This is a genomic window from Dysosmobacter sp. Phy (assembly GCF_054476235.1).
Genome location: NZ_CM136997.1, coordinates 3,083,909 through 3,098,518, shown reverse-complemented (window position 1 = coordinate 3,098,518; position 14,610 = coordinate 3,083,909). Strand labels below are relative to the sequence as shown.

22 protein-coding genes and 1 pseudogene are annotated in these 14,610 nt (G+C 56.1%); all 23 read left to right on the top strand.

Annotation, left to right across the window (positions count from 1 at the left end; genetic code table 11):
- Positions 1–14: 14 nt before the first annotated feature.
- The 23 genes and pseudogenes from ACVDHE_RS15465 (at position 15) to ACVDHE_RS15355 (ending at position 14,569) form a co-directional block, all read left to right on the top strand.
- A complete protein-coding gene (locus ACVDHE_RS15465) occupies positions 15–1,124 on the top strand; it encodes a hypothetical protein (protein WP_458885090.1) in 1,110 nt (369 codons plus the stop codon).
- Between the two features lie 16 nt (positions 1,125–1,140).
- Complete coding sequence (locus ACVDHE_RS15460; protein ID WP_458885089.1) at positions 1,141–1,575, top strand: hypothetical protein; 435 nt, start codon at positions 1,141–1,143, stop codon at positions 1,573–1,575.
- Between the two features lie 25 nt (positions 1,576–1,600).
- Positions 1,601–2,350: an SMI1/KNR4 family protein gene (locus ACVDHE_RS15455; RefSeq protein ID WP_458885088.1), complete on the top strand. Its 750-nt coding sequence runs from the start codon at positions 1,601–1,603 to the stop codon at positions 2,348–2,350.
- 64 nt (positions 2,351–2,414) lie between these two features.
- Positions 2,415–3,041 carry a hypothetical protein gene (locus ACVDHE_RS15450; protein ID WP_458885087.1) on the top strand — a complete coding sequence of 209 codons (627 nt, stop codon included), beginning with the start codon at positions 2,415–2,417 and terminating at the stop codon, positions 3,039–3,041.
- Between the two features lie 22 nt (positions 3,042–3,063).
- The gene (locus tag ACVDHE_RS15445) at positions 3,064–3,636 is read left to right on the top strand and encodes a DUF4304 domain-containing protein (protein WP_458885086.1); all 573 of its coding nucleotides are present in this window, start codon (positions 3,064–3,066) and stop codon (positions 3,634–3,636) included.
- Between the two features lie 30 nt (positions 3,637–3,666).
- Complete coding sequence (locus ACVDHE_RS15440) at positions 3,667–4,152, top strand: DUF2262 domain-containing protein (RefSeq protein ID WP_458885085.1); 486 nt, start codon at positions 3,667–3,669, stop codon at positions 4,150–4,152.
- A 74-nt stretch (positions 4,153–4,226) separates the two neighbouring features.
- Complete coding sequence (locus ACVDHE_RS15435) at positions 4,227–4,742, top strand: SF0329 family protein (RefSeq protein ID WP_458885084.1); 516 nt, start codon at positions 4,227–4,229, stop codon at positions 4,740–4,742.
- An 18-nt stretch (positions 4,743–4,760) separates the two neighbouring features.
- Entirely contained in the window at positions 4,761–5,120 is a 360-nt protein-coding gene (locus tag ACVDHE_RS15430; protein WP_458885083.1) for a hypothetical protein, read from the top strand.
- Between the two features lie 35 nt (positions 5,121–5,155).
- On the top strand, positions 5,156–6,364 hold the full coding sequence (locus tag ACVDHE_RS15425) for an RtcB family protein (protein ID WP_458885082.1): 1,209 nt from the start codon (positions 5,156–5,158) through the stop codon (positions 6,362–6,364).
- 36 nt (positions 6,365–6,400) lie between these two features.
- On the top strand, positions 6,401–6,736 hold the full coding sequence (locus tag ACVDHE_RS15420) for a hypothetical protein (RefSeq protein ID WP_458885081.1): 336 nt from the start codon (positions 6,401–6,403) through the stop codon (positions 6,734–6,736).
- Positions 6,737–6,748: 12 nt separating this feature from the next.
- A complete protein-coding gene (locus ACVDHE_RS15415) occupies positions 6,749–7,108 on the top strand; it encodes a hypothetical protein (protein WP_458885080.1) in 360 nt (119 codons plus the stop codon).
- A gap of 13 nt (positions 7,109–7,121) precedes the next feature.
- Positions 7,122–7,901 carry a hypothetical protein gene (locus ACVDHE_RS15410; RefSeq protein WP_458885079.1) on the top strand — a complete coding sequence of 260 codons (780 nt, stop codon included), beginning with the start codon at positions 7,122–7,124 and terminating at the stop codon, positions 7,899–7,901.
- Between the two features lie 11 nt (positions 7,902–7,912).
- Positions 7,913–8,626 (top strand): hypothetical protein, encoded by a 714-nt coding sequence (locus tag ACVDHE_RS15405; RefSeq protein ID WP_458885078.1) that lies wholly within the window; start codon positions 7,913–7,915, stop codon positions 8,624–8,626.
- Between the two features lie 429 nt (positions 8,627–9,055).
- Positions 9,056–9,625 (top strand): SGNH/GDSL hydrolase family protein, encoded by a 570-nt coding sequence (locus ACVDHE_RS15400; protein ID WP_458885077.1) that lies wholly within the window; start codon positions 9,056–9,058, stop codon positions 9,623–9,625.
- Positions 9,625–10,035, top strand: coding sequence for a peptide deformylase (locus tag ACVDHE_RS15395; protein ID WP_458885076.1), 411 nt, complete (start codon positions 9,625–9,627; stop codon positions 10,033–10,035). Before ACVDHE_RS15400 ends, ACVDHE_RS15395 begins: the two co-directional genes overlap by 1 nt.
- Positions 10,032–10,346, top strand: coding sequence for a TIGR04076 family protein (locus tag ACVDHE_RS15390; protein ID WP_458885075.1), 315 nt, complete (start codon positions 10,032–10,034; stop codon positions 10,344–10,346). The genes ACVDHE_RS15395 and ACVDHE_RS15390 overlap by 4 nt, the downstream gene beginning before the upstream one ends.
- A 12-nt stretch (positions 10,347–10,358) precedes the next feature.
- Positions 10,359–11,072 (top strand): SDR family oxidoreductase, encoded by a 714-nt coding sequence (locus ACVDHE_RS15385; RefSeq protein WP_458885074.1) that lies wholly within the window; start codon positions 10,359–10,361, stop codon positions 11,070–11,072.
- Positions 11,069–11,521 (top strand): flavodoxin family protein, encoded by a 453-nt coding sequence (locus tag ACVDHE_RS15380; protein WP_458885073.1) that lies wholly within the window; start codon positions 11,069–11,071, stop codon positions 11,519–11,521. The genes ACVDHE_RS15385 and ACVDHE_RS15380 overlap by 4 nt, the downstream gene beginning before the upstream one ends.
- A 288-nt stretch (positions 11,522–11,809) precedes the next feature.
- Complete coding sequence (locus tag ACVDHE_RS15375) at positions 11,810–12,268, top strand: metallophosphoesterase family protein (protein ID WP_458885072.1); 459 nt, start codon at positions 11,810–11,812, stop codon at positions 12,266–12,268.
- Positions 12,268–12,783, top strand: coding sequence for a DUF6933 domain-containing protein (locus tag ACVDHE_RS15370; protein WP_325285245.1), 516 nt, complete (start codon positions 12,268–12,270; stop codon positions 12,781–12,783). The genes ACVDHE_RS15375 and ACVDHE_RS15370 overlap by 1 nt, the downstream gene beginning before the upstream one ends.
- Positions 12,783–13,472, top strand: a complete 690-nt coding sequence (locus ACVDHE_RS15365) for an alpha/beta hydrolase (protein WP_458885071.1) — start codon at positions 12,783–12,785, stop codon at positions 13,470–13,472. The genes ACVDHE_RS15370 and ACVDHE_RS15365 overlap by 1 nt, the downstream gene beginning before the upstream one ends.
- Positions 13,451–14,134, top strand: a pseudogene (locus tag ACVDHE_RS15360) (DUF5714 domain-containing protein); the annotation flags it as partial. The gene ACVDHE_RS15365 and the pseudogene ACVDHE_RS15360, both read left to right, overlap by 22 nt.
- Positions 14,126–14,569: an arsenate reductase ArsC gene (locus ACVDHE_RS15355; protein ID WP_458886188.1), complete on the top strand. Its 444-nt coding sequence runs from the start codon at positions 14,126–14,128 to the stop codon at positions 14,567–14,569. The pseudogene ACVDHE_RS15360 and the gene ACVDHE_RS15355, both read left to right, overlap by 9 nt.
- Positions 14,570–14,610 lie beyond the last annotated feature (41 nt).

Sequence of the window (14,610 nt, the reverse complement as noted above, 5' to 3'; positions counted from 1 at the left end):
AGGTGCCTGCACCAATGGAAAAAACCTTCCTCAACCCTACTACAAATAAGCAGTGGCGGATTGAAATTGACGGACATACCATCCGAACCTGCTTGAATGGCGGGAAGGTCAAGGAGATCCTGTGCGACTCCGCCTTCCAGGTCAAGAGCAAGGCGGCCAGCGCCATGATGGGCCAGATGCGGAAAGGATTTGTCTATCAGAATCCGGATGCCGCTGTCGGGCAGGCACGGTGCCACCGGTTTGTCGGTAAGGATAGTAACGGCTTTATGCCCCTGGCTGCCGTCCTCACACGGGACGACTTCTTCCTGACGAGGGTGGTCGGAGATTTTGAAGACGAGACCCTCTATCACTTCGATGGCAGCGGGGAGATCCTTGAAACAGTCTCTCTGGGTGCCAAGCGGATGACCTATGAGCAGGTCCTCTGCCCCAATGATACTCTGTTGCTGAACAACAGCTATCTCCTCCAGCAGTTCTCACTCCGCACTCATGAGATCACGCCCTTTGCCAACAAGAAAAACAGCATGAAGGCCATGCTGGATGCCGGCGGGGACCTGGCCCTGTGGTACACGGGCGAGGAGATCGTCGCCTTTGACTTTGGCGGCAACACAGAGATATGGCGGGAAACGGTAAAATGCAAGAAGTCTAAGAATCCGAATTTTGCCTATTACTGCTTCGGGATGCTCTCTCCCCGGCAGAGCAAAGCGGCCTACCGCGTCACCGAGGGTGAGTATGTGCTGGTCGATTTGAAGTCCGCCCAAAAAACAGTGATTCCCAATGAGGGCTGGCATCCATTCTTCTCTCCGGATGACCAGTGCTTCTCGGTGGGCGGCAAGTTCTATCTGACCCAGACCGGAGAGGAGATGGCCAATCCGTTCCCGTTTTCTGTCCGGCAGGGGCTGAGTTTTTCGGATACCTGTATGGTGCGGACAAGGGGCAGCCTGATGGCTGTTCAGCAGGATCGTGGCAGCTCCCCCATAGAGGTATGGGATACCGGCAGCGGCCAACTGCTGGCCACCATTGATGATCCCTTTGTGGTGCGGCAGGTGAATTTTGCCTTTACCAAGAGCGGGCTTGTCCTGCACACTGATTATGGGGCCATGAGCATCTATTCCTGCGCCCTCTGAAACGGAGAAGTGACCTATGGATCATGAGAGGAAAGAGCTATTGGCTCAGAAAAAAGCGCAGCTCAAGAAAAGGCAGAAAAGAGCAGAGATACAGCAATACAAGGACCGTCTTACAAAAAGCATTGAACATTTTTCTCAAAAATACCGATACGCGGATGAAGCTGAAGCACTCAAAATTGAAACCTTTATCTTAAAACTCAATTTTGAGCAGCCTGGGCAGCTGGCAGTCCAAGAAGTTTGCCCATATCCCCATGGAAATGTCTACTTGTGCTTTTTAATGGGAACAGACGCCTTATTTGAGATTTATGTATTTGGCAAATATCCTGACATCATGAGCGATCATGATGCATGGGAAGTTTTCAGTCCATACCTGTTGCTTGTGGACGAGGATTTTATTCATTACACTTATATCAACGATAATGGCGAAGTCTTGGAATCACGAGTATCGTGATGGTGGAGAAAGAGCGTGGACACCTATGAACAAAGAATCATTGATAGAAAAACTCCTGGACTTGGCTGAGGGACGGGAAACACCTGAAACCTGGCAGAACTGGTGGGACGAACATGAGACGGAGTTGGAAGCCCTGCTGAGTCGGGGTGAATTTCTGAAACTGAAGCCCTGCCGACACGGTTTTCAGTGGGTCCCGGTGTTTGGCAGCCAAAAGGGAGCCATCGCCATTCTGGAAAAGAGCGGCTTAGCATTTGAAGCCAGCAATCTCTACCAGGAGCGGTATCTGGCGGAGCTGGACGCTTTCTGCAAGGAACAGGAGCGGGTGCAGCGGGAAAAGCAAGCGAAATTCAAGGCCGACAACCCGGAGATATTTCGACGCTACCCCAAGTTCTCCAAGGCGCTGGCAAAGGTGCTGGACACCTCTGATGAGATCAAGCCCGCCGCCACGGAGGAGCAGATCGGGAATCAAGAAAGCGTGCTGGACTTCACGCTCCCGTCCCAGGTGCGGGAGTTTTTCCTGCTGACCGCAGGCATCAATGTATCCACAGGCGTGATCCTTACCCTTTCCGGGATGTTTGATCTGACCATTTATGGAGAGCGGTATTGTGTGCTGGGCGAGTTCTGGAAAGAAGCGGATGGCGACCAGCTCCTGCTCCGCCCCGGAGAGGAAACCATCTGGTACTACGCCCATGAGCAGGACAAGGTAAAGCGCCTCTGCAATGATATGACAGAACTGCTGGAGAAGAAATTGGCGAGGTATCTCAATGAGCACTGAAAACATCGCCCATGAAAAGCGCTATCGGGACTGACGGGCGCAGCATGATGCCATGTTTGCACCGGTGAACCGATCTCCTCAGCAAGACGAGCAGTTTCCGCTGACGGACGGATATTCCATCCGCTCCAAAGCCTACATCTATGACGGCGATCTGCATCTCTGCGGCAGCGAGAGCGAACTGCTGGACAATGAGGGCAAGGTGCGATATGCTTGGCGTAATCTGGACACGGATGGTGAATTCTGCTCCCTGTTTCGCCACCACAACGGAAAGCACTATCTGATTTTCCGCACAGAACTGTATGGATACAGCGTTCTGGAGGTGGAGAGCGGACAGGAGATGCACTATGTCCCTGCCTGTGTCCACCCGGAGGAGGGCCAGAAAGCCGAAGAAGTGTTCATCTGGACCGGCGCAGACTATGACCCCCATACGGATCTGCTGGCTGTTATCGGCTGTATCTGGGCCTGCCCCTACTCCACTATCGTGCTGGACTTTTCCTGCCCACTCCAGCCCCAGCCCCCGGAGCGTTGGCTGGATCTGCGGCACATCGTTGACCCGGACGACACCCGATTTGACGATATCGAGTTTGTCCACTGGGAAAGCGACAGCCTGCTTCTTCGATGCTGCAACACAGAGGATGGCCAATGGAAAGAAGTTCGAGTGCCAGTGGAGCAGCTGAGGGCTGAACTATAAATGCGTGAAGGAAGGTGGCAGTATGGAGAAGAAGGATTTCCCCAAGGGAACCAAGGCCCGCGAGATCTTTGTCTATACCTGTGAGCGGATCGCGGAGCCCTTGATCCCGCTGGGCTACAAATACCGCAAGAGCAAAAATGACATCTGCAAAAAAGACGGCATCTTTGTGTTCTCCTTTTACTTTTCCCCCTCCATCCGCTTTGGCTCCACCACTTTTACTGCCTTCTTCGATGTGAGTTCCCCGGTGATTGCCCAGTGGCGCAGTGAGCAGGAAGGGACGGAGGATACCTATGATGGTATCGTGGGCACCTCCATCGCCCGACTGACCCGCCGGTATGATGACTTCCCCCGCTATGAGGTATCTACTCTGTTGGAGCGGGAACGCTCCATCCAGGAGATTTCCGGGCAGATCCAGGACTATGCACTGCCGTTCTTTGCCCGGTTTTCCAATCTGCCCAAGCTGCTGGACGATGTGGAACGGGAAGGATTCTTTCCCCATCGGAAGGGGTTCGATGTCCCAAAGCGGAATCGGGAGTTCATCGAATGTTTCCGGGAGTATCTCCAAAAGCAGCAAGCGAATGGGTTATCCTACTGAGCAATCAATAGGAATCTTTGGAGGTGTATTATGGGACTGTTTTTGAAGAAAAGGGTCGAAATGCCGGATAATATGATTTTGGGAAATACGGAATTTGTATTTGATCGCAAACTCGGCTTTCATGTTGGAGAATGGACCGTATGGGATAGAAAGACTAAAATTCTCCTTGAGTTTCAGAGCACAGAGGGAAATATAGGCGATATCGTTTTGGAAAAGGTAAATTGGGTCAATGACCATAAAGATACCATTATCCGAGCATTTTTGGATGAGAACGATGACTGCATAGACGTCGTGAATGAAATGATCGAAGATGGAACGCTGGAAGCGGATGGGAAGATTTCAGAAGATGAGTTTGTAAAAGCACTGTTTGTAAACAATGTAACGGTATTTGTAAATGGAAGTGAAACTGGCTTTTACATCGATTTGGATGCGGAACCCGACTATTTCATGGGACATTTAGTTTGTATCGAGGTCGACTGCAAATATAAAATTGAAGTCGGCGGATTCAACGGATAACACTTCAAACACAAAAGGCAAATTCTGCGGAAGAGGCAACGCCCGCAGCGGCATCAGAAAGGAGACAAGTACCTATGTCAACCTGGAGCGGAATCCGGAACAAATTGGAGAATGACTACCTGTGCCCGGCGCTCCGGGGCCACATCCAGTATTTTGCCACCAGTTACAGCAAAAGCGCTGACCATGAGGGCCGAGCAGCCATTCGCATGGACGGTGTGGAAGTACTGCGGAGCAACTACTACATCTATTTTGAGAATGTGTGGACGAAATTTCATCACCTGCGGTCCACAACGCTGAAAGATTGCGACTCTGCAAAAGAGGCCATCAACCAGGCTCATGCCTTTGCGCTGGAGCAGGGCACCTTTGACCAAAAGGTGTTCTATGAGGCGTTTGGTATCTTTGACAACCAGAGCATCGAGAAAAGCCTTGTCAGCGAGAATCCTCTTGTCCGCATCTTTGCTCTCCTGGATCGAAGGCTGGGAAAGCGCCGCCTGCTGGCTTTGGAGGAATCCATGGAGCAGGAGCTGGACTGGGTGCGGGCCTTCTATGTGATCCGGATGCAGGCAGAAGGGCTGATAGATAAAGAATAACATTCAGGAGGAATTGCCATGTCACAGATCGCATCCTTTTATCTTCTCAAAGACGGCCGGCGGCAGGAACTGTCCAACGGCGACTGCTCCGGCGCGGTCTATATGGCCATCTGGGACTGGTGTGAGAGCGAGCTGGATCTGGATGTCCGTTTTCCTGCTCCCCAGACGGAGGACACCCTGGACTGTGCTCTGCTGGAGGGAGAGTTAGCGTCTAAACTGCTGGCAGCTCTGCGGGAGCAGGACCTCCCGGAACTGGCCGACGAAATTGCCCCGGACTGGGATTTGCCCACCGAGGCAGTACAAAGCGGACTTGAAACGCTGCGCTCCCATTTGGAACTGGTGCAGGACGACGCGGCCCTGCTGTACGAAATGACTTGACAGAGCCATGCCCCATAGAATATTGCGAGGAAACCATGATCGAAATTAAAGGAAAATACAACGAGGCCAGGATCTTCACCGATGTGGTGGACAGCGCCTCCATCGCACAGGTACAAGAGCTGTGCAATCAGGAATTCACGGCGGGCAGCCGTATCCGGCTCATGCCCGACATTCACGCCGGCAAGGGCTGCACCATCGGTACCACCATGGCCATTACCGATAAGGTGGTGCCCAATCTGGTGGGAGTGGACATCGGTTGCGGCATGGAGACCGTCCGCATCCGGGAAAACCGGCTGGAGCTTCAGAAGTTGGACAAGCTGATCTATGAGAAGATCCCCTCCGGCTTCTCCATACGGGATAAGGCCCACCGCTATCTCGATGAGATCGACCTGAGCGAACTGTGCTGCGCCCGCCATGTGGATCTCCTCCGGGCAGAAAAAAGCATCGGCACTCTGGGTGGCGGGAACCACTTCATTGAGGTGGACAAGGACGACGAAGGGAATCTCTATATTGTGGTCCACTCTGGCAGCCGTCATCTGGGCGTGGAGGTGGCCGGCTACTATCAGGAGGCGGGCTACAAGGTGCTCAACCGTACCGACGATGCCTCCCTGCAGGCCCTGGTGGCTCAGATGAAGGCGGAGGGTCGGGAGAAGGAAATCCAGAAAGAACTGAAGAAGCTGAAAAACCTCAAACAGACCAGTATCCCCAAGGCTCTCGCTTATGTCTCCGGAGAACTGTTTGAGCAGTATATCCACGACATGAAGATCGTCCAGCACTTCGCCATGCTCAACCGGCAAGCTATGATGGACGAGATCGTCAAAGGCATGAAGCTCCATGTGGAGGAGCAATTCACCACCATCCACAACTATATCGATACCGACGCCATGATCCTGCGGAAAGGGGCTGTGTCCGCCAAGGAGGGCGAGCAGCTGCTCATCCCCATCAATATGCGGGACGGGAGCCTGCTCTGTGTGGGCAAGGGCAATGAGGACTGGAACTGTTCTGCTCCCCACGGCGCCGGCCGCCTGATGAGCCGGGCGGATGCCAAACAGTCCTTCACGGTGTCTGAATTCAAAAAGCAGATGGCAGAGGTCTACACCACCTCGGTGAGCAAGGCCACCCTGGATGAGTGCCCTATGGCCTATAAGGGGATGCAGGATATTCTGGACAACATCGGCCCCACGGCGGAGGTGAGGAGGATCATCCGCCCCATCTACAACTTTAAGGCCGGGGATGAGGATTAAAAAACGGAAAGAAATGGCATGGTGAGAGATGGACTTGTGTTCAAAGATGAGGATGGTCAGGTCATATTCAACCAGTACAGCTTCTGCGAATTGGTGAAGCACCTGCTGGTGGAACTGGTGGGGATTTCCTATGAGGAAGCCTCCCAGACAGTGGAACGCACACCGCTGGCAGCGCCAGTGTCCAATGTCATGGAAGTGGCGGTATTCAGCCATGACCTGCCTTATTACTGGGCTATGTTTTTCTACTATGGGGACGGTTACTGGTGGGAAAAGGGTATTCCAGCGCAGCCAGAGGATATGGATGCCTATGAATCTTTGGAAAAGAAAATTATGGAGAAATATGACTTAAAGGAACCCTTTGAGTGGGAATAAGAGGTGAAATTTATGCGGGAGAAGCAAATGTATGAGCTGCTTGATAAACTTAGCCAAATCAATTATGAAGAACTCGATATAGACAATTTCTTAGATCAAAGAGACAGTGATCCTTTTGATAGCGAATGGGTCAGGATTTATCAGGCTCTCGAAGAACTGAAAAAGGGAAAAACGGTTGCTGATACCCGAGAAATAGAGAAGAAAGCATACATCACCGTCTACGAAAGATCGGAGAATGATGAGTTGGCAGGGTACATCTCTGACGACTTTGGACTGATTGCAGATAGCAAACGGCTGAACTACTCGGACGAATGGCTGGAGAAGCTGATTTCCTGCTATGAAAATGCAAGGATACCCTGCGGGGAACTTTGAGGGAGGCAAAGCTATGGGACTTGATATCTATGCCGGAACTTTGACCCGGTACTATTCTCACAACTGGAAAACTGTTGTTCAGCAGTGGGCGGAGGAAAACGGATACGCTTTTAACCGGATCACGCCGGATGGAGAACCTGCTGATAACGAGGAAGAACTGTCCCCGGCTGAGGTCCAGGCGGCGGTGGAGAACTGGCGGGATCAGATCTTGAGCGCCATTTCTCAGCCGGGCCAGCCCCCCTATACTCCCTGGCCGGAGGATAGTGAGAAGCCCTATTACACCGACAAGCCGGATTGGGATGCCTTCGGCGCTATGCTGCTGGTGGCCGCCTGCCATACATACAATGAGCCGGTGCCTTCCACTGTGGAGAAGGACTGGAACTTCGGGGAGCATCCTTTGGTCGCCCGCCTTGCATCGGACGAGGAGCGAGTGTGGTCCCTGTTCCGCGGAGCCACCTGGTGGCTGCCTCTGGCGGACGCTTTCTTCTTTCAGGCACCGCTTCCCACCGATAACACCGCCGCCATCAGCACGGTGGGCGGACTGAGAAAGGAGCTGGAGAAGCTAAACCAGCTGGCGTGGCAGGCCGATGAGGATACCATCCTTGGTTGGGCGGATACGGAAGGATACCCGGTAGACGGAACCATCGATGCAGATGGACAGTACAGCAAGGCGGACATCCCAGAACACACCCAGTATGACACCCAATCCCTGGCCAAGTTTGCCTTCTCCATGTTCTGGCGGGCCATGCGGTTTGCCGAGGAACAGCGGGTGCCCATCCTGCTGGATTACTAAGGAGGTCTTTTATGGGATACGATGTGAGTTTTCACCCAATTTCTCCGAAAGAAATAGGGGAATGGTATGTTACTCCGCTTACCTGGATACAGCGGGGGCAGGAGGAAAAGGTGCTGGCCCTTGCCGCGCAGCATGGAATGGAGGATTTCTACGCGGAAAAATATCTGGACACCCTGCGGGTCGGGGCGGAGACAGAGCCCGATGAGTTGTTTGATAAGAGCCATGGCTTTTACATTGCAGTGATCCAAGGCTTCTTTCGGGACTACTATTACACCAGAGGAAGCAGCTTTTCCTTTCTGGCAGGAGAGAAGCCGGAATATACCCGGTACTTTACCCCTTGGGCGCAGGTGATCCCAACCGCCTTGACCAATCCGGCGAAAAATCAAATTATCGAAAATTACTGCTCGGGTGTATATTTGTCGCCAGATCAGGTTTTACAGCTTCTCCGGGATCTGGAGCAGGAACCAAAGGTGCTGGAAGATCTGGAGAGAGTTTGGAGCGGTGGGCAGTTTGCTGTGCTGAAAAAGGCTCTTACCGCTGCGGCGGAATTGGGTGTCGGCCTGCTGGAAGCCACTGAGGTGGTGGAGCCCAACCCTATCCGCCCCAATGAGAGTACAAGTTATTCCAACCTATACCACTGCGACCGGGATGGGGTGTATCTCTATATTGACATGGCTATGAAACAAATTGCCCAAGCGATGGAGAGAGATCAGGACGAACCGTGAGACCAGAGAATTGATTGGGAATGGGACAGGCAGCACCTTTGTTTCCGTGCCCTGTGTTTGGCGAATAACTATGGAGCAAAAGCGCCCGGCAGATAGATGTATTTCAGGAAGCCATGGACTGCCTGCGGGATGGCCTTCCGAAAAACCTGGATGGCACAAAACCGGCGATTCCTGCCTTGCTCAGATTCAGTTCCGGGTGCCAGCAGAAAAGATTTCAAGAATACAGTACCTGCGGCGATGAAGCGCGGCGTCAGACTGGCAGCCGGTACCTGCCGAGACAATGAGACGGTGGGTTTTCCGGCCTTGCGGGCTGACAGTCCAATAAGGTACCGCACATGTCCTCCTTGTCTGCGGGCGAGGCCTTCAGGCCGGGACGGTAACTGCTGCAGCCTCGCCGGTTGAATCGTTTTCCGGGAAGGAGCCCCAATTATGCGCATTCTCATGCTGGGAAACAGCTTAACCTTTACAAATGATATGCCCCGGGTACTGGCCCGGCTGACTGGAGCAGAGGTGGTCCTCCACACCCGGGGAGGAGCACGTCTGTCGGAGCACTTGAATCCGGGAACAAAACTGGGCGCCCGGACACAGGCAGCACTGCGAAATGGAGACTGGGACTATGTGGTGCTCCAGGAGATGAGCCACGGACCCATCACGTCCCCCGCAAGCTTTTTTTCCAGCGTGGAGCGGCTGAGTGACCAAGCCCGGGAGAGTGGGGCTGTTCCCGTCCTCTACGCCACCTGGGCGTACCGGAAGGGGAGCTCCAAGCTGGCTGCCAAGGGCTGGGATTATGATGAGATGGCCCGCGGGATATCAGAAGCTTATCACCGGGCAGCAAAGAAGAGCCGTACACTCATTGCCGATGTGGGGTGGAGGTTCTACCAACTGTCCAATACACAGGAGCTCTATGCTTCCGACGGCGTTCATCCCAACGATCAGGGTTCCCGCATCGCCGCAGAGACCATTGCAGCTGCAATTCAAACGGATAAGGAGAGACAGTGATGATCCGAGATATCTGTAAAGATGAGGCCTTTCTTGGCCAAAAGGCGGAGCCTGCCACGCCAGAAGACCTTCCGATCGCCGCCGACCTGCTGGAGACACTGGAACACCACAAAAACAGGTGCGTGGGCATGGCGGCCAATATGATCGGCGTCAACAAGCGCATCATCGCCTTCGACAATGAGGGAACTTTTCTTGTCATGTTCAACCCGGAGATCGTCAAGAAATCCGGACCTTATGAAGCGGAGGAAGGCTGCCTCTCTCTTGCCGGGGTCCGGCGGGCCAGGCGGTGGAAGTCCGTTAAAGTGCGTTGGATGAATGAAAAATTTCAGGAGAGAGTCAAGACTTTTACGGGCTGGACAGCGCAGATCATCCAGCACGAGATCGATCACTGCGAGGGGGTCATTATATGAAAAAGTGTAAGATCACCGTCATGCGCATTACCCGGTATGAGGATCTGATGGCCCGGTATGAAAACCCCATCTCCCATGCCTGCGATATGGAGGAGGGGCGGGTTTTCATCGCCAACGGCTGGGAAAAACCGGAGGGCTTCTGCCAGAGCGCCTGGGACACCCTCTCGCCCTTTGTGCTGGCCCTGAGCCATGGGGGATCGGATTTCTACGACGGCTGGATGAAAGATCCCAGGTCTGCCATGCTCTCCTGCAACGACGGCTTCCGCCCGGTGAGTTTCCTGGTGGAGGCTTTGGACGAGAACGCGGAATGAGGGGGAAGCGCTATGTTTGAAAATAAAGTCGCCGTGGTTACCGGCGGTGCCAGGGGCATTGGAAAGGCCATCGCGGAGGAATTCCGAAAAGCCGGAGCACAGGTCTGCATCATCGACCTGCTCCCGAATGATTATTTTGTGGGCGATCTGGCCGACCAGGCGGTGCTGGAGGACTTTGCGGCCAGGGTCGTCGCCGACTATGGCCGCGTGGACTATCTCATCAACAACGCCCTGCCCCTGATGAAGGGGATCGACCGGTGTACCTATGAGGAATTCAATTACGCCCTGCGGGTGGGGGTCACCGCGCCCTTTTACCTTGCCAAGCTGTTTGCACCCCACTTTGCGCCCGGGGCAGCCATTGTGAATATCTCCTCCTCCCGGGACCGGATGAGCCAGCCCCAGACTGAGAGCTACACCGCGGCCAAGGGCGGCATCTCCGCCCTGACCCATGCCCTGGCGGTGAGCCTCGCGGGAAAGGTGCGGGTCAATTCCATCTCCCCCGGCTGGATCGACACCGACTATACCGTCTACCACGGTCCCGACGCCGTCCAGCAGCCGGCCGGCCGGGTGGGCAATCCTCTGGACATCGCCCATATGGTGCTCTACCTCTGCTCGGACAAGGCGGGCTTCATTACCGGAGAGAACATTTGTATTGACGGCGGTATGACCCGGCAGATGATCTACCACAACGATTTCGGCTGGACGCTGGAGGAGAGCGGGCGATGAAAACAGCAATTTGCTATTACTCCCGCCACCACGGCAACACCCGGAAGGTGCTGGAGGCCATGGCCGGCGAGGGAGGAGCGGAGCTGATCGATGTGACTGCCCGCCGGGCCGTGCGGCTGGAAGAATACGACTGCATCGGATTTGCCTCCGGCATCTATTACGGAACATTCCAGGAAGGGGTCCTCCGGTTTGCCCGTCAGTATCTGCCGGAGGGGAAGGATGTATTTTTCGTCTGTACCTACGGCGTGTATCGTCGCGGCTATTCATCGGCCATAGGTCGGATCGCCCTGGAAAAGGGCTGCCGGGTCCTGGGGACATTCGGCTGCCGTGGTTTTGACACCTTCGGCCCCTTCCGGCTGGTGGGCGGCATTGCCAAGGGCCGCCCCAATGAGCGGGACCTGGACAAAGCCCGCAGCTTCTTCCGTCAAATACAAAACCGCCTGAGCTGACGCCCGGGCGGTTTCCTTCTTTGCTGCCCGGAGGACTGCGACCCCCGCCGGGAGCGGGCATGGCCGGGCATAGCCCTCTGCAAACAGCGCATCCATCCCATGCCCTCTGGACAGCTGGCGGAGCGTCAAAGCCGGGGGAGCAAATATGGCTCTTTCAGAAGACTGGCAAATCTGGTATACTAAGGCGATAGAAACGGAGACTCATTCGCTTGTGCCGGGGCGCAGCGCCGCCTGCCTGGCCGGGAACCTCTCCGGCAGCCATATCGAGCCTTGAAGGGAGGCACCTGTATGAAACTTGCGATTTTATCCGATACCCACGGCCTTCTGCGGCCTGAGGTGGCGGAGAAGCTGAAAACCGCCGATGCCATCCTCCACGGCGGCGATATCAACAAACAGAGCATTGTGGACGAGCTGCGGAGATACGCGCCCCTCTATATGGTCCGCGGCAACAACGATAAGGAGTGGGCGCAGGCCATTCCCCATGATCTTACGCTCACCCTGGAGGGCGTGACCTTTGCCATGGTCCATAACAAGAAGGAGCTTCCGGCAGATCTTGAAGGCGTGAATGTGGTGGTATTTGGCCATTCTCACAAGTATGTGCAGGAGGAAAAGGGCGGCATTTTGTGGCTGAATCCCGGCTCCTGCGGCCCCCGGCGGTTTCACCAGGAGATCACCATGATGATGGCCGAACTGGAGGATGGGAAGATTCAGGTGGAGAAAGTCACCATTCCCCATGCGGTGAAGTGATGGAACTGGGACTGACCTTTCCCCTGCAGCGGTTTGTAAAAGTGAAAGCGCCGCCCTGCGGCGCGGAGGCGGACCGCCGCCTGTGCTGGGATCTTCATGTGATCTGCCTGCGGGGACGCAAATGCCTGCTGGCCGTCCACTGCCGCAGCCGGTATGCCTTTGTGCGCTATGATGTGCCGCCGCTCCAGTGGGCAGATATTCCGGGGCTGTTCCGGGAGGGGCTGAGAGACAGTCTCACCGCCTCCGGATTTTCTGAAGATCAGATCAGGGGGTACCTGCGTCGGGCGGAGGATATTCATATCACCTGTACCCACGGACGCCGGGAGGTGGCCTACCTCAACCGGGCGTGGGAGGATGTGCTGGCGCTGGATCTGTGCCTGGATACCACCGGCCAGCCTCAGCCTCTGCTGGATCACGCCGTCAACACCCGCCCCAGCCGGTGCGCGGGCTTCGATGGACTGGGACTTGCCCTGGAGCGGATGGCCGTGACGCTGGAGGAAGGAGCGATACCGTGATGAAAATACAGCAGTTTTCGATCGGTGCGGTTCCCGCAGTCCTGTACGGGGAGCCCGCAGAGCGGGGATATCTCTTCCTCCACGGGCAGATGGGCTGCAAGGAGGAGGCGGAGGCCTTTGCCCGGGCGGCTTGTCCACGGGGATACCAGGTGCTGTCCATCGACCTGCCCGGCCATGGGGAGCGCCAGGGCCGGGGAGAGGAGCTGCTCCCCTGGACGGCGGTGCCGGACATCCGGGCGGCGCTGGACTGGGCGGAGCGCCGCTGGGGGACCATCTCTCTCCGGGCCAACAGCATCGGGGCGTATTTCGCTATGCTGGCCGCCGGCAGGCCGGAGCGGGCCCTGCTGGTCTCCCCGGTCCTGGATATGGAGGGCCTGATCCTGACCATGATGGGCTGGGCCGGCGTGACGGAGGAGCAGCTGCGGGAGCGGGGGGAGATCCCCACCGCCTTCGGCCAGACCCTGTCCTGGAAGTACCTGTGCTGGGTGCGGGAGCATCCGCCCAGCCGCTGGACTTGCCCGGTGCGGATTTTGTACGGAAGCGAGGACAACATGACGCCCCGCCGGACGGCGGAGGCATACGCCCGGCAGCACGGCGCCAAACTCACCGTGCTGGAGGGCGGAGAACACTGGTTTCACACGCCGGAGCAGCTGGCCGCGCTGCGGCAATGGGAGGAGTTGGAACTTTGAGCACGGAAGAGTGTCTGATCTGTAAAGCGCCTCTGGAGTACCTGACCCGGGATGAGATCATGGAGTGCGCCATCTGTCACAAAAAAGAACCCAGCAAGACCCGCTGCGTCAACGGCCACTATGTCTGCAACGACTGTCATACCCAGGGAATGGACAGTATCTTCGGCCTGTGCCTGTCCGAGACCTCCGCCGACCCCATTGCCACCCTCCGACGGATGATGGACCTGCCCTTTTGCCATATGCACGGGCCGGAGCATCATGTAATGGTGGGAGCGGCCCTGCTCACTGCATACCGGAACGCCGGCGGCCGGCTGGAACTGGGAGAGGCGCTTCGGGAGATGTACAGCCGGGGCAAGGCTGTTCCGGGCGGCGTCTGCGGGTTTTGGGGAGCCTGCGGGGCCGGAATCAGCGCGGGGCAGTACCTGGCCATTGTCACGCAGTCCACGCCTCTGGCCCGAGAGCCCTGGGGGCTGAGCAATCAGATGACCGCCCGGGCGCTGGAGAGCATCGGCAAGGCGGGCGGGCCCCGGTGCTGCAAGCGGGACTCCTTTTTGGCCATCCTGGCCGCCGTGGACTTTACCCGTGAGCATCTGGGAGTGGAAATGGAGCGGTCTGTCCCTGTCTGTCCATACAGCGGCCGGAACGACCAATGTATCGGTAAACGCTGCCCCTTTTCGGCCGCTGCGCACAAAAGGCCCAAGGTGGCCTTCGTCTGTGTCCACAACTCCTGCCGCAGTCAGATGGCGGAGGCCTTGGGCAAGCAGCTGGCCGGGGATGTATTTGAGAGCTTTTCGGCCGGAACGAGCCCCGCTGCCCGGATCAACCCCGATGCCGTGCGTCTGATGAAGCGGGTCTACGGCATCGACATGGAGCAGACCCAGCACAGTAAGGCCCTCTCTTCTTTGCCGGAGGTGGATATCGTGGTTACCATGGGCTGCCATGTCCAGTGCCCGACGCTGCCTTGTGCGTACCGTGAGGACTGGGGACTGGAGGATCCCAGCGGCAGGGAGGACGAAGAATTTCTCGCTGTCATGGAACAGATCGAGGAAAAGGTACTTGATCTGAAACAGCGCGTCCAGGCAGGCGAACTGGGATAAGGCGGGATCAACAATGCCCGGAGCTTCTGAATTTTCAGAAG